The organism is Pseudomonas sp. S1(2024), from assembly GCF_046557535.1.
This window is the reverse complement of the sequence record NZ_JBKGFP010000017.1, coordinates 232664-252394: the sequence shown is the minus strand read 5'-3', so window position 1 is coordinate 252394 and position 19731 is coordinate 232664. Positions and strand designations below refer to the sequence as shown.

Genomic DNA, 19731 nt, shown 5'->3' with positions numbered 1-19731 from the left:
ATTTCCGGGGCGTCTGACAAAAACGCAAGCGTTACTTGCTTTCTCTCATCCACACCCTGCACTGGATAACCGTATACCAGTACGGAGAAAAGACAAAATAAAAAGAAAGTACTATAACGACATATGCATGCCATACATACTCTCTCAATAATCAGAAGCTCACGGAAGCTTCCATCCAATACGCTTTCGGAGAGTAGGCTTCAGGCCGGAAATTCGACTGTCCGCCAAGCAAGTTGCTCCCTGAAAGTTTAGTGCACACCTTTGTCGCCCCAATAGAGCCAAAACATTTTTCAACAAACATGTCCAGATTGTGTTGAGTATCCAGCATCCAGCCATTTGACCAGGCAAAGCCCTGCACCCTGTTGTACATGCCGCCTACTCTCCAGTCATTGGCGAATGAATACTGCCCCATCAGCGTAAACACCGTGGTCGGGCTCGACTCCCCGATGTTGCTGGTATACGTAGTGGGATCAACGTGGCTGTCCACATCGGTATACGAGCCGCTAGCAGCCAACAGTATCGCTGACGTTGGTCGCCAGTCAATGCTTGCCTCAACCCCTCGAACAGTGCTGGAGTCCTTCAGGTTTTGAGCGGTCGCCACGGTTTTCCCGGTTTGACTGAAAATCCCTGGGTTGGGGGCAACCACATAGCCAATCATGTTATCGTACTTGTTGACATAGTAACGAATTTCTGAATTCACTGTCTTGTCAAGACTTGAGTACATCCAGGCCAATTCGTACGTCCGCATTTTTTCTGGTTCAAGATCAACCGTGTTATAAACGTCATATACTGGAACCATCCCCTGATCAAACAAGTATGCCTTACGTGCAGATTCCTGCTCGTACAGCAAAGGCAGACGAGTGCCTTTTGAAAAACCCACTCTGAACGTATTGTTAATGTCCAGATCATGCACCAACGAAACAGATAGCGAAGAAGTCCTACTGTCAAATTCGCTTGATGCCTCACCCTCAAACCCTGTATTCAGGGTGGTTTTATCTGTCAGTTTCCAGGCCTGACTGGTAAAGACTGTGTTGTAATCCAAGTTGTAGCTGTCGTCTTTAAAAAGCGTGTCGCTATTGGCCTGATCATGCGAATATTTATAGCCGCCTGACAGTTCAACAAAGTCGAAGTTTTTCGTCAGGGTGAATTCACCAGCGGTCGAAGTCAAATCATAACCGATGTTCCAAAAAAGCCGGCCAATGGCTGGGCTGACTGGAGCGGTCAAATAATCTGACTTGCGATGCAGGTAGGTGTGGGAAAAATTACTGGTAAAATACGTGCTGTTATCAATCATGTGAGTCCAGGAGGTGCTCACAAACCACGTGGAGTCTGAAGCCCCATGGTCATCACTGTTCAGGTTGGATGACGTCCACACATCAATGTCCGATTGGGCCGCGCCAAACGTTGCGGAAATCTGGTCTTCTTCGGTCGGCTGATAATCCGCCCGACCAAAAATCTGTTGCTTGTGGGTGTCGTCTGCTCGATGAACAAGCCCCTCATCATTCGTGCGACTATAAGAGCCAGAAACGAAGACATCACCAAGCTGTGTGCCATGCTGAATGTAAGTGTCATCAATGCCGTTGGTACCGTTGGCCTGGCTTATTGTTGTACCCTGACGCTCTTCTGCATATGCTGTAAAAATCTTGATTGTCAGCAACATGGAGTTGGAGCCAAACTCGCTATGCGCTGGCCCTCTATACACTTCGATACGTTCTATATCCTTGAGCGGGACAATGTTGAACGATACAAGGGTACCTGTCGTTGGGGTAAAAATTCCGCGCCCGTCGACGATCATATTTATGCGCCGGCCAAATTCTTCGGCCCCACCTTGCGTACCAATCGAGAGCGAGTGTCCGAAGCGGTAACCGACCGTCACCCCTGGAACAATGCGAAGGATGTCCCCGAGCGAACGCGCCCCGCTGGCCTCGATCATCTTCTTGTCGATGACGGTTACCGACGTTGCTGATTTCTTGGGGTTGGCAGGAAGGCTTACGTCGGCCAGGGTGAGGCCTGGGCTGAAGGAGTCGGCATCACCATACGCCACGCCAATTTGTGTAACGCAGGCGAGGAGCACTGCAGCTTTTAAGGTGGTGATAGTAAGGCTCGACATCGTCTTCATTTGCTCCATATCAGGGCGTACGCCCAGTGCGGAGGCTATGAGACTACAACGAAGACCGCATGTCAATAACAGTCATATGCGAAAGCACCTCCAGCCGAGCCAAGCAGGGCAGAATGAGACACAATTTCGCCAAATCATGTTTGCCGATTATTGCAACGCTTATCTTTTGACGTTTACGGCGACAAGTGGAGGATCAAGGTGCCAATATTGTCAATAAAGTGACTCGACCCAGGGATCATTGGCAAGGATCGCCACGGCGATCTCAAGCTTGGCCATGCTTCCGGAGGGGTACTGGTGGCGGTACCGATCAAAGGCCTGCTCCAAAGCAGGTCTTTCCTCAGCCCCCTGCGTGGCCACATAGAATGCCGCATCATCACGCATCGCCACTTTCATGGACGATCGATGAGAGCTTGATCCCGACGCATCAGTGCTCCCAATAAACCCGATCACCGTGATGCCCGTGGGGATGCTCGACATCAAGCTGGGCAGCATCGCCGCTGCCGCGTCGACCTCCGCATGGCAATGGGCGGTGAACCAGAGGCTGAGCACGGCAAACCCTTTGCCGCTGATCCGCAGGGTTCTACGCAGCATGCTGGACACCCCCGGCTGGCGCAGTGGCGTTGCAGCGAAAGACGGCCAGGATGTCGGCTGCAGACAATTTTTGAATGAGCCCGTGCTCATCCTGGATGATACCTTCAACGAAACTGCCGTGGGAGGAGGCCTGGCTATCCAGTGGTCGAGTGGCCTTCATCACCTGACTTACCTCCAGTACCGCGAGCGCGATCGGCTCGCGCTCATCCAGCACTACTGCCAGATCAGGCTGAGCGCCACGCGGCTGCCGGAACAGAATGGCCTTGGTATCTATGACTGGGATGTATTGATCGCGCACCCTGGCCAACCCGAGCATGTGCTCGGAAGCCCCTGGCACCTGATTGAGCGCCCCCAGCTTCACAATCTCACGAATCTGCGAGACAGCAAGCGCATACCGTTCCCTTCCACCAAGGCCGAAAATGAGGATGTCTTCTGACATGGGGGCAGCCCCTTAAAAATGTGCAATCAATATATCATTAAAGGGAACGAATGCAAACCCTGGTGACTTCGGCTACGTAACCCACCGACGAAATTACCCAGCGCCAGGTGACTTTCTCAGTGAGGTATATGGTAAATTGGATTAATAACAAAAAGGAGATCCGCCTCATGAGCACCACCCCGTCGTTCATTGATCAAATTCTCGCGAATGCCCGTCCCGTATCAGAAGCAATGGCACAGCAATCCCGCCCTTACATTCCTGCTGATGTGGATCTGGGCACCCCGGCCCGCAGCAATCCTGGCGGCGTTTTGAGAGGTGCGACCATGAAGTTGCCCGAGGTCGGCAAGCCTGCACCAACCACAGCGGATGTTCTGCTCTCAACCCCCATGCAAGCCCCTGCAGTGCGGCCAGCGCCGACGCCGCTCGGTCATATCCCGGATGATTACGATCTCATGGCGGATCTGCCCGTCGCGGCGCCTGGCCCCTTGGAAGCCCTGCAAGGACGCACCATGTCTGTCCCTGTGATAGTGAGGCCAGAAAGTCTGGCCGAGCGTGTACTGCGCACGCCGATGAACTTGCCTGCCATTGGCTTTGGTGATGCGGTCAAGCGCACGCTGGCGCCTGCGGAGCCCCTCCATGACCGTGAATTGTCCAGGTAAGAAAAACCCCGCCGAGGCGGGGCTTTTTGTGAAGTCCAGGGCTCAATTACCTTCACTCGGCTCTTCGCCCGCTGAGTCAGCAGCGTCAGGCGAAGGAGCGCCACCTGGTCGATAGGCCCACAAGCCAACATCCAGCCAGCCACGCGTCGGCATGGTAAGCATGGGCAGCAGGATCTTTTGAATGGAGCTTGGGTACGGCTCCGACATCCGCGAGATGTCGGTCAGCATGGTTGCCCACAGTGGACAATAGTTGCCTTGTGCGCGAGCTTCGGCAACCTTGCGTACGCTGTCCTGATCCAGCGAGCCAAGCCATTCACCTGCGAATTTTGAAAAGACTTTTTGTACGTCCACATCATTGATCACCAGCGGGGGGACGCCGGAAAGAATGGTCTTGACCGCCTTGGTCTCATCCGCAATGGCCTGGGTGACCAGGTCTTCGTCCACATCGGTCAGCCAGGGGGCATCGATCACCAGCAAGGTGGAGTAGTCCTGCGGCAAGTACCGGCACATGGACGGGTCGTGCTTGCCATAGTACGTCGCCACTTGGGCAATCAGCTTGGCCCGGTTGATCAGGGCTTCGTTGTCCATCACCCCAGGGGCTTGCCGCAGCAACGATTGCAGACTACCCATGGCCGCCCTGCTGGCGCGCTCGGGATTTGAATCCCCCTCATTGAGCTTGTCCCGGTAGATGGCCATCTTCAACAGCGCCTTGTAGATGTCCTGTTCCGCCAACAAATTTTTACTGGCCTGCTCTACCGTGTCGGCTAACTCGGTTTCGACCGGGGCCATGGCGTCATGAATCGCGCTCTGGGTGTTCTCGATCAGCCTGAACAAGGCTTCAGCGTACCGCCCCTTCTCATCCTGGGTATCAGCGTCATTGCCCTCCTGCCCCTTGGCTGGCTCCTTTTGAACCGCACCAGCATCCGCAACGGCAGGCTGATCAGCGAATGCGTGGCCCATCGCAAGGGTGCCGGCGAGCATCAGAGTCGCGCCCAGGGTTCGGTGCAGGTGCATAAGGAGTCTCCAAGGGTGAAGGAGTGTTGATGAGGGATTCTTCACCCCGCACCAATATACGCATAAATCGCTCGATGTCAATCCAACCCCCACGCCGTTGGTTGCAGCCCCCCTATCGGAAACAGGGATTGGCGCACAGGTTTGTGGACAAACAGGACAGAAAATCGTTTTCAGGACGACCATGCCAACGTTATGCTCAAGCTATAGACCTTTGCCGTGCGCCAACACCTCCTGACCGGGACTGATCGTCTTCTCGGGCTGTGCCCCACCTGGCAAGCACTCACCATGAGACCGATCCAATGACCAACGAAGAAGCGGAAGACTACACCCAAACAAGCGCCAGGTTGTCGGCTCGCATCAGCGAGCACTTCAGCGCCTTTGGCTGCACCAATCTGGCCCTGATTGATGCGATGCTTGCGACTGATCAAGAGTCCGTCGAGCTCTTTTTTAACAAGGAATCCTGGGGCTACTACCCGAAGACCCGGCACCTGCCGTTCATGATCGCGGTACTGCATGATTTCTCTGCGCGATCGCTGGCCGAGATCGCCAACACGTTTGATATCGACCCGGTCGAGTACATCTCAGACATCGATTATAACGACGAAAAAATACCGTCCGTTTCAGGGCAAAGAGTCGATGGCCGCGTGCTGGCCTCCAAAATGGTTGAAGCGTTTGAAATCCTCGATCCTCAGATGGCGAAAAGGAGTTTCACCGGTAATTTCGACCACAGTGGCATCGCATTGGCCTATATTGCGGCAGGCAGCAGCACCGGAGTTGCCAATGCCCTGATGGAGACCGAATTCAAGCGGGCTAAAACAGGTGATTTCAACTGGAACCTCCCACTGCAATCCCAGATTGCTGAACTGGCAATCTTCGTTGACCACCCGGAGCATTTACCCAATCGCTCAATTGCAGAGTTCCTGGAGAAGGCCGGCGCCTGGAACCCTCACGTTCTAAAAAAGACCCTGTATCAGAACTCATGCTGGGAGTCGATATTGGCATCACGAACCAAAAAAACATACCGATTCCAGCGCAAAATGCTGGACGACTTGGTCACACCACTCAACCTTTCGCTGAACAGCGAAAAGGTCAGGATGATGCTTTCGAATATCACCATGGACACGACCGAACAGGAACACGACTATCATGTGATGGTCGAAGATGTCCTGAAGTGGATCAAAGGCACTCCGATGCGCGAATACGCCAGCAAAGTGACATTTGGGCTGAGCCTGACCCGCAACTACCTGCGTTTCTCGGATCAGCCAGTCAAACCCCAGGATCTGTTTTGCGGCGATCCTGCAACCGGGCCACATTGCCTGGAGCTGCAGGCGCTGTTCGTCAGCAAGGGGCGCCGATTACTCCAGTCCGTCATTGATGAGACGTTGGAGATGCCGGATGACCACATCGGGTTCCATCACCTGAGCGTACCCTACATTTTGCGCAAGCTGGATCTGCCTCGGCAGCTGGTGAAGAAAGGATCATTCGAGGCCTATCTCACAAAGCTCGCCAGGGTGGGCGAAGCGTTCCAGATGGAGGGGGAAGTGCCAGAATACAAGTCCATGATGGACAGCATGGTTGATGAGGGGATGCGCCACTGGATCAGGGAGGTTTCGCAAACCATGCCGCTGGACGCCACGAAGCTTGATTTGCGCAGCGACACCATTGCTGACCATATGGTGCGCTGGGGGCTGGACATCAGCTTGATCCCGGAACCCACTGAAAAGTCCTTGAGCGCATCCCTGGAACGTGACATGGGCCTCTGATGGGCAGGATGCCCCATCACTTGCCTTTGACCTGGCCACTAAACCTGCGAGCTATCGAGATTACACATGATCATTTACCCCAAAATTCACAAGCTGCTCCGCGACAAGGGCCTGGGTGCCTTGCCACTACTTTGTGAAACCGAATTCACCGATGAATTCTACCCTGTCAACCTGGACAGCGAAGACAATGGCTATCAACTGGTTGACCGCATCATGCCGCTTTTCGCTGCGGCCCACCTGGGGTACGCGCCGCACGCCATTGGGGCGATGATGACCGCCTTGAAATTGAACCTGATGGATGTCGACCGGGGATTTGATCAAGGCAATCTGTGGGCTATTGGCCGCCAGCAGGGGAAGTACAAGACCCCCGACCCGGATGTTGTCGACTCCAGCCTTTTCGACGGCATCGTCTTTTTGCAGCAGATCGCCCTGGCTTATAACGTCGCCAGCCCCGACCCCGACGCGGCCCTGGCGGCAACCAAGACCTGGCTGTGCCGCACCAGCACGCGCATGCTTGCCGCGATGTCGCTGGGGATTCCTGAACTGTCGGCAAAAGCATTGATGGATGAGCAGGCAGAGCAAGTCGCCGCTGGGCTCGACCTTGAACTGATCGACACAGCTGCCATTGATGTGGCCGAGGTGTGCTTGAACACCACCCACCCCGTCCATCTGCCCAACCGCTCACTAACCGATTTCTTTGAGCTCACCGGGGCTTTCAGTGACCATGTCCTGCGCAAACGGATGGGCTCAGGCTTTTTCTGGGAGCAGCTGATTGCACAGAGCACTGACGATGAAATGAAGACCCTCATGCTCGATCATGTGCTTTCAGTTCATTTGGGCCACTCACCAGCCCAGGTCAAACAGATGCTGCTAGCCCTTGAGTGCAGCACCCTTGACGATCTGGATGGCATCAGCGGCCTCCAGGTTTATGAGCATCTCTTCTGCCAGCTGCAGCACACCACGTTGAGCCCCCTGCTGTCGGAAGAGGCATTTGTCATCGAGCTCCTCTCCACAGACATGATTGAGGCAGGCCAGTCATTGCTGGCGAACAACCACATGACCTTTGCCACATCCCTGCCGGAGGCTGAGGCCATCTTGAGGAAAATGTTCGAAGACCCCGGCACCCTGTACCAAAGAATTATGCTCTCCCAGATGCACGACTCATCCATTGCAGCGCCTCTCGGTCATTTTATGTTGTGGGGCAAACTCAAAGACGCCCAGCTGGGTCGTCAGGTCATTGACCCCGACGTGGCCACGCGCTACATCACACACATGGCGTCCCAGCTCCAAACCTTACGTTATCCAGGGTACCAACAGACCCCGGAACTTGAGCTTTGTTACGACGCCATTGGCCAATCCATGCGTCAGCTGGGCAAGCGACTTGCACACCTGGTGGATTACACCGCACTCAAGGAGTTGCCTGAGCAGCAGCGCGAAGACCTGATCCTGTGGGACTTTAACATCAAGGAGCTGGGGCTGGTCGAGGGCCGGGTGGCGACCAAACGATTGGAAATGGATCTGGGGCTCTAACCATGAACAGACCTGAAGCGATCCAGCGGGTGCTGGCAACTACACGCACGGATGAGCTGTACCGCATCCGAAGGCTCGGGTTGTCAGACGCCCCCATGGCGATAAAGATCGGCGAGCGGTATATCCAATACCCCGAACACCTGGCGCCCTTCCTCAACGCCATGCACCTGGGTTTTGAAACCAGTGAAATGGCGGTGATGGTCAAGGAGCTGGGTTTCGAGCTAGCGTGGCTTGATCCAACGTTGGAGGAGCTGCCATGGCTACAGGGGGTATCGGGTACAGCCAATGCATCCTTCGACCACCTCAATTTCCTGCAAAAAATGGTGTCGGCATTTTATCTGGCCTACGGGGAGTGTGAGGCTGCTGCCAGGGAGATCAGCCTGTGGATGGGGCAATCGCCGGTGTTTATGGCGGCGGGGCTGGTCATTGACTCACCACATACCGGGGCAACCGAAGCGCTCAACCAACTTTCATTTGGCCCGACCGGCCTACCCCCCTGCTTGTCCAGCATCAAAAAAATGCAGATGATGAGCGGGACGACTGAAACCCTGGTGGACATGTCCCACCTGCCCGACAGATCCATTGAAACCTTCATTGAGCGCAGCGGCGGCTTGAGCAGCGACATGATTCGAGGAAGGTTCGGGCACAACCACTTCTGGCAGACCCTGCTGCTGTGTACAAACCTCGACCCAGGCACCGCAACCAGAAAACTGTTCTTTGTGAATAAGGCGCCGTGGGAGCCTGATCATCGCCCTGCCATTTTGCTGGCACTGGATTCCTACGTCATGTCGGAATCGCTCTCACTCTACAACACCAATTTCCTGTATGAGGCAATGCTTGAAGAAGGCTTGTTGTCAGGCCTCGGCGACACGTTGAGTGAGCCAGCCTTTGCTGCCATGGTGCTCGGCAGCCTTACGAACGGAAGTTCTATTCGTTTCAGTATCGAGGACAGCGTGCGGGTTCAACGCGTATACGGCAGGCACCTGCACCTTCATAGGCTATTTCAGGCACTCACCAGTGATCCGGCTTCAATCTATGAGCGGGTGATGCATTCGCAAATGCGCGCCGCGCCTGACAACCTTCCATTGAGTCAGTTTCTGGTATGGGGTCTGCTGGGCAAAATGGACAAGGTAGAACAGGTGGTGAGCCCAGCCCTTGCCAGGCAGTATTGCACGTACGTCCTGCAGCAGTTCCAAACCTTCAAGATCGCCCCTCAGGGGGTGATCGCGGAGCTTGATCCGCTCTACGAGGAAATCAACGCCTCGATGCGGGCACTGATGCCGCTGCTGGAACCCTTTCTCGACTATCAGGCCCTCGCCAGGCTGGGTGAACACCATCGCGAGGATTTGGTGCTCTGGGGGTTGGACGTGCACAAACTGAAGGTGGATCGCGAGGCGATCATGACCAAACGACTGGAAATGGATCTGGGGATGTAAGTGATGAGCGCTGAAGAACACAAAGCCGGCTGCGCATCGATAGAGCAGCACATCAAGACCAAGGGGTTTGATGCCCTCCCAAGCCCGTTTGCCGCTGATTGCTGCGTGGAAATCTATCGCAACGGCATGCCCCTGGGCATCGACGCGCCAGGAGATGCAGTGCCGTTTCTCGTGACCCTGTGCAGCGGTGCGCAGCTGGGCACGGCTTCGAAAGTGTTGAAACAGCACCCGTTCGACTTGGGTGACTATTTTCGCAGGCAAACCTATGCAGACGATTTCAACCTCTACACAGCCAATGGTGAAAACTGGGGGCAAAAGGAGCTTTTCTCCCGGATCATCCAAGCCTTCGCCTTGGCCGATCCGGAGCATTTGAGGCAGCGCGCCAGCGGATTTCAGAAGATCGATGGCTATGCTGTCTTCGCTGCGATGGAAGCAGGTCTACCCGAGATTGAGCTGGGCGCGCTGATTGAAGCCGAAAGGGCAAGGTATCGAGATGGGAATCATCTTGAAACCAGTCAATTTGCCCTTGAGCATGCCTTGAGCGAGTCGCCCTATCTGCTGACTCACAGAAGCCTCTTGCCGGACGGCAACCCTGTTGCGTTTTTACGAAAAAGTGGCGCGTTGCACGACGATTACCTCAACGGCCTGCACACCCGCCCGTATTTTTGGGAAGGCGTGATGTGGGGTGCGTTCAGCGCCCAAGGCGAGCGGCAACCCCTCTGTACGCAACTGCTCAATGCCGCGCTGGTCGATATTGAACAGGCTGATCCAGGATTTGCATTGCGCTTGATGCGCTCGATCGATTTTTCACGCCTGGAAGAAGCTGCGCTAAGCAAGAGCTTTGTGCGAGGAATCTTCAGTCTAGGCAAACACGCCCAGTCGAGCATGCTGTTGAAGATCGGCGTCCTGCAGGCGGCCACACATCAATCTGACGAAGGCCCTATTCATCCAACCCGAGTGCTAGCCCCAACACTCCTTGGCTGCGCTGAAGGCCACATGGATGTGTTTGTCGAAACGCCACACCTGGTGGTACATGACCTGCTCACCGAGCTTGCCGACATGCCTGCGCACCACATCGGTCTGAACGCCTTCAACAGCCTGTCGCTGGTGAGCAAACTGAAGCTTCCCGAACAGGTCTGGGATATCCACACCGTCACGTCGGCCATGACCAAGCTGCTCGGCGCCTTGACGAATTTCCATTGCGAATCGGCTGCCCCCACCACAACCAAGGCAAGTATTGACGAATCCGCAATCGCTGCGCTGCGCCAGTTCAACAATACATTTTTGAAGCGCTGGGGGTTGAACGCCTCTGTGTTTACGATCATCCCCGAGCAAGCCCAGGCTGTGCTGGCGCTGTCCGACTTTGATCTGTCTGCCTTGGGTCAACTGAGCGAAAGCACATTGAGAAAGCGCCTTGAGCTGGATTTATCACTCTGACTTTCAATCAATATTGAGCTTTAATGTGGTTTTGTGCCAAAGTACCTGCATAACAATACCGAGAAATGCCCGTGAAAACTCTTTCGAAACACCTCGATGTAACCGCTGAAATTAACGCGGTCATCGACTATGTACGGCTAAAATGGACGCCCATCGAAAACCTGGACATCCTGGTCAATCAGCTTCAGGTCAGGGCATTTCATGACTGGCGCAGCTTCTTTGATCCGAGCATCGGTGGCATGGCCGGCACACTGTCTGGCCTGCATGGGCAGCGCAAGGAACTCTTGGCCAAGGCTTACACAGGCATCGCGCTGGAAACAGCCATCGTCATGGATAAGCCAGCTCAGCTCATCATGCACCTGTTGACGCAAGCACTGGCGCTCAAAGATGCGGCGCGCAAGCTCGACGGGGAGTGGAATTTTGAGAACGCTTCAGCAGCCACCTGCCGTAGCGCCCGGTTGCGTCATCCAACCCTTGGGTATGCAGTACCCAAGGGCTGGCAAGCAGCGGGTCAAGGCTATGACCCGAACGTCCACATGGCTGAGTATGACAACAAGGCTGATGCCGACCTGTTCCAGGGCACTGATCTTGAAGCACCGCGCACTCAACCACTGCACCAGATGATATCTCTGCCCCAGGTGGCGCACAACGAAATTGAACACCGGAAGAAACCCGCCAACACGTTGGTTTCCAGTATCTACAGTCACTTCCTGGGTGTTCGGGAGTACCTCAACACTGTCCAGTTGGTAAGTGCCATCGAATCACTGACGGATTGGAACGCCAAAGGTCTGGTCACGCATCTCGACCTTGCAACAGAGCACCCGATGCTGAACGTGATGCTCAAACTTATGCCACAGGCTCAAGACCTGGACTTTGATGCGGCTGTCGCCCAGGCGACTCAAAGAGCATTGGAGTTCGAGCGCATGAGCGATGAGCAAAAGGCCCAGCGCCGCGAATCACTGGTGGCACAGACTCGCGAAATTGTCCGCGCCGCACAGTCACCCACCGCGCAGGAAAAGGCCGAGCAACAGGCTCACGAACGAACAGTCCACCGGCTGTTGATCGAAGCGTATGGCACAAATGGCCCTGACCCCAAAAACGATTACGGCCTGACTCTTTAATCACAATCCAAGGACAATATCCATGAAACTCAGCTTTGATCAGCGGTTCGCTCCGTTCAATCAGTACCTGGAGCATACACTCAATCAGCCTTCATACTTCGAAAGCGTCGAAGCCATGATGAAAGACCTGCTTGGCAAAGAAATCAGCCATGCCGGGATCCTGGAAGAAGGCACCTCTTCTCCCTTCGTAGCCCTGGCCCACCTGGTCAACAACCCTCACCTGATAACGCGTGAGGGTATGCAGGCGGATGTGAAAATCGAGACCGGGGATGACGAGCTTGACACACGGGTCGACATTGCCGTGGACATGCTTTGTCGAAGCGCGCACGAGACCATCCACATGGCACCAATCGACACAGTCCCTGTCGCGGCTGTGAAGATCATAGGCCGAGCCTTGCAGACGCTTGATCTTACGCCCGCGCACCGACCATTCGGCAAGCTACTTGTCGATCTCATGGATCGCTCTCAACACCTGGAGCCTGTCCAGCAGAAGGAGATGCAAACCATGATTGCGTCGGCATTTGGGGCCTACCGAAAAAACTACGGCATCGACGCACAAACCGAACAGCAGATGAGTCGCTATGTGCATGGCGAGACAGCGGTGAAACTGGTCACTGAGCTGGGCTTCTCCCCTGACAACGTACGCAACATCACCCGCCAACAGCGGGACGCCCTGCGTTCCGTTGAGCCAACCTTCGGTTGAAAAGGTCGATTCTTCTAGCCCGGCGCTGCCACGAACCCCAGATGCCCTGACAATCCGGTGTTGATGGCAACCCACCAGTTGAGAATATGATTGAACTGGTGGTTCATGCTGCAACACTTTACGTTAGCGTAATCGCGAACCACCTGAAGTTGTCGATCAGTAAAACGGATCATGATCTTAATGGAGTTAGGGTTGAGGTTCAGATAATTCTCTTACCTCTGGCAGTGCCAGTAAAAAACCCCCGGCCAACTTGCTCTGACCGCAACAAAATACCAGTTGCCAGCGCCATCTCGGTAAATATACCCAGACTCTTCCAGGCCAATCCCTGCGCCCCCACGCATGTTGCAGGTCGCCCAGGTGCTGTCGGCCATGAAACAGTAGTTTGCATTCCAACCACCTCCAGACTGGCATGATCCCGCCCGGTAATCAGTAAAGACCGGCTTTGAGGAAGCCCAAACGCCGTCCTTGCAAGAAATGGCCATGCCGCTGGCATTGCGACCAAGCAGGCCATTGGGAGCGCACCCCGCCCCTTCCACGGCGACACCACCAATTTCCACGTATTCATTGGCGCTTAGGCGACCCCTGGATGTCACATTTTGAGCCGCCACGCTCTGTGCGTTTACACTTTGAGCGACCAGCGCATTGACGTTCGATGTGGCTGACGGATCCACGTAATACCCGGTGTTGTTCGAATCGTAGAAGATTTGCCCTAAAAGTGCTGATCCAGCAGAAACGTTCGTGCCGGCAGACACGGTGGTTGCCGCAGAGACCCCTCCGCCAGCGGCAATGTTCGATGTTGCAGTCACATTTCCACCCGCATGGAGATTCGCTGATGCTACAACACTCCCCGCAACGTTTGCGCCATTATCCACGATCAGGTTGTTGCGCACGCGGAGCTGACCGATAATTTCAGTGTTCGTATCAATGACGACCCCAGCACCCGAGATGGCTGCAACCCCTGAGTTTCGCCCCAGGTACAAGGCTTCTGCTGCCAGATTCTGAATTCTTGAGGCACCGACAATCTGACGGTTGTTGCTGTCTGAGCTGTCAAAGGTCAGTGGCGCATGCATGCTGTTGCCCCCATCGGTGCGCAGCCAGACATCTTGCGTCGCATTGTTGGAGGCCAGCATGGTGATGGTTGCATCCAATGGGTTTGAACTGAAGCTTGCATCGGTTGTGGTCGTGAACCCCGATCCCGTAGAGCCTGGCAGGTGGCCAGCCGCTGCCGTGATTGCCGCAAGTCCAGCAAGGTCGGATCGCACCTGCAGGACACCCGCATTCAACATCTTGAAGGGTGAAGTGACGGAGGTAGCTGTGATCTTGCGATTTGGAGCTACACCGGTAACCTGGATGCTGGTGGACAGGCTGACAAAGCCTGGTTTGATAGGCGAGGCGCTGGAGGCTGCGGGGAAGCTGCAGGGAAGATACTCTGCCCCCATGGCGAGCGTGCCGCCACAGCTGGTGTTTTTGAGCCACGCAGTACCCGTCCGGGTACCTGCTCCAATGCTGTTATTGTTCGCCAGGTAATTGCGCACAGCATTGTTGTACTGGAATAGCTGGGCACCAAGCGTCTGCGCCTTGAGCTGCTCTAGCTCGGCCTGCTTGGAATAAAAGGACAGCAGCATTCCTACAGACAGAAGCCCAATTACCAGCATCATTTCCAGCAGGGTCAGACCCCGTTGTTGGCGAAAGCTCATTCCATTCCCCATTTTTATTGTTAGGCAAAAAACTGGCGCATTTCGGGAGTTGTATAGACAGCAAAAACTCACTGGGACAGCCAGTCCCAGCGTAAAGCATGGCAATCAAAATCATAGTCAGATGGTATGTTCGAGCACCGGGGCTTGTCAATTTATAGATAAATCGACACATCACCATTGGTCTGCTAGAGCCCCGCACTTCTGCAGGCAACCTCAATTTCAACAGCCATGAAAATGGTTGCTGAAAGTTTCAGTTGCACATAGAAGGATCACCCTAAGCAGTTGGGGTCGATCTCATTTAGGCGAAGGGAGGTCAAGGCGCGCCCTGGACGATGCTCTATGACTGTCCGGTGATTCAAACTGGCTTGCTCATACAGCCGGTCACAAAGCATCTTGCCGACCAGGGCTTCAACCATGGGCCTTGGCGCGATCCATGGGGAACCCAGGATATAGGGGTTCTCCTCTTCCGCCTTGTGGATCGCATAGGACAGCTTGACCCACGGATTATCCAGCGGGTCTTCATGTGGCAAAGGCTGCTCGAAATGCTCAGGGTTGGCACACAAGAACCGAGAGACGACGCGATCCAGCCAGATATCCTGCTCATTTAGGGCAAGCTCCCACCGCATGAATCGGTCAGTTGCAGCCCGTTCCGACGCCGATGAAATGGATTCACACCCCTGCTCGATACTCATGGTCGATAACGGTACCACCTCGGCAAGCCGCTTCGGTGCAGCAGGCTTGGCCTCGATCGCGAAGGCATTGATGTAACCGTAGTCGCCCAGGGTCATCGCTGAGTTGTAGCCACCCTTGACGGACAGAACAGCACCCAGCTTGAGTTTTTGCAGCAGGGCCAGATCATATTGGCCACGTAAAATGACCGGTGTGGCATACCCCGCCCATTTGGGTGGATGGTCAAGCAGCTCGGCATTGACCTGAAAAGACCGATTTTCAATATCCAGGTGCGGCTCACTTTTCAGCTGCACATGTGCTCCAAGCAAGTTGAATTCGTACTGAAGCATGGTGAGCCCTGTTGAAACCACTGTTCCCCCATTGTCGCCTATAAGCATCCCCTACTGCAAAGCTCAACGCTAACCCGCAACGATTAGCGCCTTCACCTCATCAAGGCTCAGTCCATGGGATGCCAGGAAGTCCCTGGCGCGCTGTGACGGGTTTTTCCCCACATCCTTGCCGTAGACACGCCTGCCAAGGTCTGCATTGCTCGAAGCCGCCCTACAATGCTTCAGCACCGCCATCAGCTGCCCTCTCTCGAAATCGTTCAGCGAATTTCCGGGCAAGACCTGCTCGACGAGATCCTCAGTTGCATGCGCAGCATGGGTCTTGCCCCTGGCCGACCACAGCGCTGTCAGCATGCCAATCTCATCCTCGACCAGGTCGAGAGTGATCACCCCATTATCACTCAGGGTGACCATGCGCTCGACCGAGGAGACGAGGTCGCGAAAGTTTCCTGCCCAGATGGCCTGTTCACTGCGAGCAAACGAAAGGTATGCGTGGCGTGCACCACCCACGAACTGGTAATGCACCTGATCCTTCTCGCTAAGCTTGGCCAACTCAAAATCAAGGTTGGGCTCGATATCCTCACGCCGCTCGGACAGCCCTGGGAGGGTAAATGTCCAAGTGTTGATCCGGGCTAACAGGTCGGCGCGGAACAAACCCAGTTCCACGCACTCATTCAAATCGCGATTGGTGCCGACAATCAGTTCGAAATCACTGTTGACGGCCTTGTCAGCCCCCACCGGGAAGAACGATTTGTCTTCAAGGGCATGGAGCAGCATAGCCTGCACATCTTCAGCGAGCTCACCAATCTCATCCAGAAAGAGCATGCCGCCGTTAGCCTTTTTCAGCATCCCGTCACGGCTTTCCATGGCCCCGGTGAAAGCGCCCTTTTTGTGACCAAACAGCGTCGACATGACCGTATCGCCACGCAGCGTTGCACAGTTGACCTCCACAAAAGGGCCTTCCAGCCGCTTCAGGGAGCGCCTGGTGTCATTCTTGACCTTGTATACCCTGCGGGCCATCGCGGTCTTGCCGGCGCCCGTAGGCCCCATCAGCACAAGAGGGCTGCTGGAGCGCGACGCAATCTTCAGCAGCTTGCTGATCATCGTGTTGAAGGCACTGTTTTGCGTGTCAATCCCGTTCTTGAGGGCGCGCTCTTCCTTCACCACCTGCGAGCGTGTGCGCCGCATGATCTTGTCGTACTGAGGCAAGGAAAGATCCAGGATGGAAATCTTCGATGCGTGGTTTTCACTGTCCCGATCAGGGCCAACCTGAGCAAGCTTGGCTGGCCAGATGTTGGACTCGCAGACACGGTACGCCGCGATCTGCATTACATGGGTGCCGGTACTGAGGTTCAGGTAGTAGTTGTTCTCAGGTAGGAAGTTAGCCCTTTCGCCAATGCTGATCATCAAGTCGAAGCACTTGGCCAGGTCATAATGGGCGTTCTCGTCGTGTGTGTTGAGATCGACCGGGAGCAGCTCGACCTCGAAACCTTCGCGCACCGCCAGGTCGCGTGCATCCTGAGCCACGATTTCCGCCAATGCCTGGTGGCGCTGATCGAACATCAGCACCAGCGTGTCGATCACGAAATCAACCGACTGGGCAATGCCGACGTTGGGGCGCCAGCGTTGCAGACGCTTCTCGGTAAATCCCCCGTCCAACTGCGTGCCCAGGAAGCTGTACATGATATTTTTCGACATACGGTACACCGTAGCATTCTACATAATACCGTAGATAATAGGGCGCTTTTGTGTTGAGGTCAATTCAAGCCGAACCCGACCTCTGCCAATGATTACGCGGGCTCCAAAGAAATTTTGAAAAGTTGGCACGCCTTTTTCTAGGGATTAGGGGAAATCGTCAAATAGTCCGGGTCGCCGGAATGAACAAGGAGCAACACCTCATGGCTAACAAGAAAATTTTCGCGTCGGCGGCTGCAGTGCAAAACCACGCGGGCGGCAAGGCATTCGGTAAATCCGATGAACAAGCCCTCGTCCAATATGTGATGACGGGCACCTTCAACGACACCTTCTACGTCACAGGCGAGTCGCAGCTGACTGAAGTGCTGGCGCGGGCCAGCCAGGTGCCGGATGAATTCCTGGCTAAGCTCGCGATCTATGGCCGTGAGAAGGGCATGATGAAAGACATGCCAGCATTGCTGTGCGCCCTCCTGGTAGCCCGTGGCAGCGGGCACAGCGAAGCGGTGTTCAAGCGCGTGATCGATAACGCCCGCATGCTGCGCAACTTCGTGCAGATGTTGCGCTCCGGTGTCGTCGGACGCAAATCGCTGGGATCGCGGGCTAAGCGTTTGGTTAAGGGCTTTATTGCATCACTGAACGACTACGCGTTGTGGGAAGCCTCGGTGGGCAATGCCCCGAGTCTGGTGGATGTGATGAAGCTGGCACACCCGAAAGCCAAGGATGAGCGTCGAAATGCTCTGTACGCCTATGTCATGGGTAAGCCTGTGGACGCTGCGCTGCTGCCGGATTTCATCCGCGAGTATGAGGCATTCCTGGCGGGTAAGTCGAAAGCAGCACCACTACGCGCACCGTTCCAGAAGCTGACAGCCCTGCCACTCGGCACTGAAGACTGGATGCGCATCGCAACCAATGCGCGCTGGACGATGACACGGATCAACCTGAACACCTTTGCCCGGCATGGGGTGCTGCGCAACCCACAGATGATTTCCATGATCGCCGAACGCCTGGCGGATCGCGAGCAAATCATCCAGGCGCGGGCGTTCCCGTACCAGCTGATGACCGCCATGCTCAACATTGGGGATGAAGTGCCTGGTGAAATTCGCGCCGCCCTGGAAAAGGCTATGCAGGTCGCCCTGGAAAACGTACCCGCCTTCGACGACGACTCGCTGGTGCTGGCGATTGACGTCTCCGGTTCGATGGGTAACCCGGTGACTGGGCGCCAGACAGCCGCTACGAGCAAGGTGACCTGCCTGGATGCTGCCGCACTGATCGGGGCCGCACTGCGCGCCAAAAACCCCTCGGCGAAAATCCTGGCATTCGAGTATGGGTGCCGCGAAGTGGTGGTGCCGCACGACTGCAAAGTCATGACGATTGCGCAAAAGATCAAGGCGTACCACGGCGGCGGCACCAATTGCGGGAGCGTGATCCAGTACCTGCTCGATCACGGCATCAAGACCAACAACCTGATCCTCGTGTCGGATAACGAGAGCTGGGCTGATGGCTACCGGTCTGACCTGTCGACCTTGTGGGCGAAATACAAGCGTGATTGCGCACCGGAGGCGCGAATGATCAACCTGGATATCACGCCCAACCCATATTCGGTGAACGCCAAGCGTGCCGATACACTCATGGTCGGCGGATTCTCCGACGACGTATTCGCCGTGATGAAAGCCTTCCTGGCGGGCAATACGGATCAGGTTGATGCGGTGAAGGCCGTGGAGATCTAGGTGCATTTCGTACCACGTAGTACACTACAGCATGAGCAGCATTTCCCTCTAAATGCTGCGTATTGCTGTGTTTTTTGCCAATCAGCGTCAAAATGAATCGAAATTCGAAAAAAGATGTTGACGTAATTTGAGGCAAGTAGTACAGTAGTTTCAAGGTCAGCGAATGCCTGCAGCGGTCTACATCTGATAACTGTAATGACTCTGCAAATCCGTTGTCGCCAACCTTAAGCCAGATGCCGGTGGGTCTACATCGTATTGAACGACTCACCACCTTTTGCTGGCTCCCATTTTCAAAACCCCGCGCCACGGCGAGGGGAAACGGCTTCAAAAGTTTGAATCGAATGCTGGGTCGGGACTACATCATTTGGGATAAAACGTCTCCCCGTTTTTGTCGATTCATAGCCAGATGCCGGTGGGTCTACATTGCATACGATGACTCACCACCTCTTGCTGGCACCCTTTCAGCCTGGCGCGTAGCGACAGGATTGCGTTTCCAAGTTTGAGTCGAATGCCGGGTTCGGGACTACATCATTTTGAGATCCATGTCTCCCCCATTTCTTGTCGACTCATCGGTCAGATGCCGAGTATGCCTACATCTTTTAAATGTCCCGGCATGCTCATCCCTTTGCTGACCACCCTCCCCGAACAGCCGGCTTACCGGCTGTTTTTTTATGCGCCTGATTTGCTGCCAGGCAGCTCCGGCGCCAGCCTGGCCACAGCTACATATAGATCCCTTGCCTGCAGGCCCGCATTAACCGATGCTAGGTCTTATCTCAACGCCACG

General features: G+C 55.1%; 15 protein-coding genes. 8 read left to right on the top strand and 7 right to left on the bottom strand.

Annotated features, from left to right (window positions below):
- Positions 1-151: 151 nt before the first annotated feature.
- From ACLCGK_RS07705 to ACLCGK_RS07695, 3 genes are all read right to left on the bottom strand, one after another.
- The gene (locus tag ACLCGK_RS07705) at positions 152-2119 is read right to left on the bottom strand and encodes a TonB-dependent receptor plug domain-containing protein (protein WP_410951719.1); all 1968 of its coding nucleotides are present in this window, start codon (positions 2117-2119) and stop codon (positions 152-154) included.
- A gap of 210 nt (positions 2120-2329) precedes the next feature.
- A complete protein-coding gene (locus ACLCGK_RS07700; RefSeq protein ID WP_410951718.1) occupies positions 2330-2710 on the bottom strand; it encodes a DUF2388 domain-containing protein in 381 nt (126 codons plus the stop codon).
- Positions 2700-3149 carry a chemotaxis protein CheW gene (locus ACLCGK_RS07695; protein WP_410951717.1) on the bottom strand — a complete coding sequence of 150 codons (450 nt, stop codon included), beginning with the start codon at positions 3147-3149 and terminating at the stop codon, positions 2700-2702. The genes ACLCGK_RS07700 and ACLCGK_RS07695 overlap by 11 nt, the downstream gene beginning before the upstream one ends.
- Positions 3150-3316: 167 nt before the next feature.
- Here ACLCGK_RS07695 and ACLCGK_RS07690 point away from each other — a divergent pair, with 167 nt between their 5' ends.
- Positions 3317-3808, top strand: a complete 492-nt coding sequence (locus ACLCGK_RS07690; RefSeq protein WP_410951716.1) for a hypothetical protein — start codon at positions 3317-3319, stop codon at positions 3806-3808.
- 42 nt (positions 3809-3850) lie between these two features.
- On the opposite strand, the gene ACLCGK_RS07685 is transcribed toward ACLCGK_RS07690, so the two are convergent.
- Entirely contained in the window at positions 3851-4822 is a 972-nt protein-coding gene (locus tag ACLCGK_RS07685) for a hypothetical protein (protein WP_410951715.1), read from the bottom strand.
- A gap of 299 nt (positions 4823-5121) precedes the next feature.
- On the opposite strand from ACLCGK_RS07685, the gene ACLCGK_RS07680 reads away from it, so the two are divergent.
- From ACLCGK_RS07680 to ACLCGK_RS07655, 6 genes are all read left to right on the top strand, one after another.
- A complete protein-coding gene (locus ACLCGK_RS07680; protein ID WP_410951714.1) occupies positions 5122-6585 on the top strand; it encodes a hypothetical protein in 1464 nt (487 codons plus the stop codon).
- Between the two features lie 66 nt (positions 6586-6651).
- Entirely contained in the window at positions 6652-8115 is a 1464-nt protein-coding gene (locus tag ACLCGK_RS07675) for a hypothetical protein (RefSeq protein WP_410951713.1), read from the top strand.
- 2 nt (positions 8116-8117) lie between these two features.
- On the top strand, positions 8118-9551 hold the full coding sequence (locus tag ACLCGK_RS07670; protein ID WP_410951712.1) for a hypothetical protein: 1434 nt from the start codon (positions 8118-8120) through the stop codon (positions 9549-9551).
- Positions 9552-9554: 3 nt separating this feature from the next.
- The gene (locus ACLCGK_RS07665) at positions 9555-10988 is read left to right on the top strand and encodes a hypothetical protein (RefSeq protein ID WP_410951711.1); all 1434 of its coding nucleotides are present in this window, start codon (positions 9555-9557) and stop codon (positions 10986-10988) included.
- A 71-nt stretch (positions 10989-11059) separates the two neighbouring features.
- Complete coding sequence (locus tag ACLCGK_RS07660; protein ID WP_410951710.1) at positions 11060-12109, top strand: hypothetical protein; 1050 nt, start codon at positions 11060-11062, stop codon at positions 12107-12109.
- Positions 12110-12131: 22 nt separating this feature from the next.
- Positions 12132-12812 (top strand): hypothetical protein, encoded by a 681-nt coding sequence (locus ACLCGK_RS07655; RefSeq protein WP_410951709.1) that lies wholly within the window; start codon positions 12132-12134, stop codon positions 12810-12812.
- 212 nt (positions 12813-13024) lie between these two features.
- Here the strand turns inward: ACLCGK_RS07655 and ACLCGK_RS07650 are convergent, their stop codons facing one another.
- The 3 genes from ACLCGK_RS07650 to ACLCGK_RS07640 all read right to left on the bottom strand — a co-directional run bounded on the left by ACLCGK_RS07650 (position 13025) and on the right by ACLCGK_RS07640 (position 17223).
- Positions 13025-14509, bottom strand: a complete 1485-nt coding sequence (locus ACLCGK_RS07650) for a prepilin-type N-terminal cleavage/methylation domain-containing protein (protein WP_410951708.1) — start codon at positions 14507-14509, stop codon at positions 13025-13027.
- A 269-nt stretch (positions 14510-14778) separates the two neighbouring features.
- Entirely contained in the window at positions 14779-15528 is a 750-nt protein-coding gene (locus ACLCGK_RS07645) for a hypothetical protein (RefSeq protein WP_410951707.1), read from the bottom strand.
- A gap of 69 nt (positions 15529-15597) precedes the next feature.
- Positions 15598-17223: an RNA repair transcriptional activator RtcR family protein gene (locus ACLCGK_RS07640; RefSeq protein ID WP_410951706.1), complete on the bottom strand. Its 1626-nt coding sequence runs from the start codon at positions 17221-17223 to the stop codon at positions 15598-15600.
- A 122-nt stretch (positions 17224-17345) separates the two neighbouring features.
- Here ACLCGK_RS07640 and ACLCGK_RS07635 point away from each other — a divergent pair, with 122 nt between their 5' ends.
- On the top strand, positions 17346-18947 hold the full coding sequence (locus ACLCGK_RS07635; RefSeq protein ID WP_410951705.1) for a TROVE domain-containing protein: 1602 nt from the start codon (positions 17346-17348) through the stop codon (positions 18945-18947).
- The last annotated feature ends 784 nt before the right edge of the window (positions 18948-19731 follow it).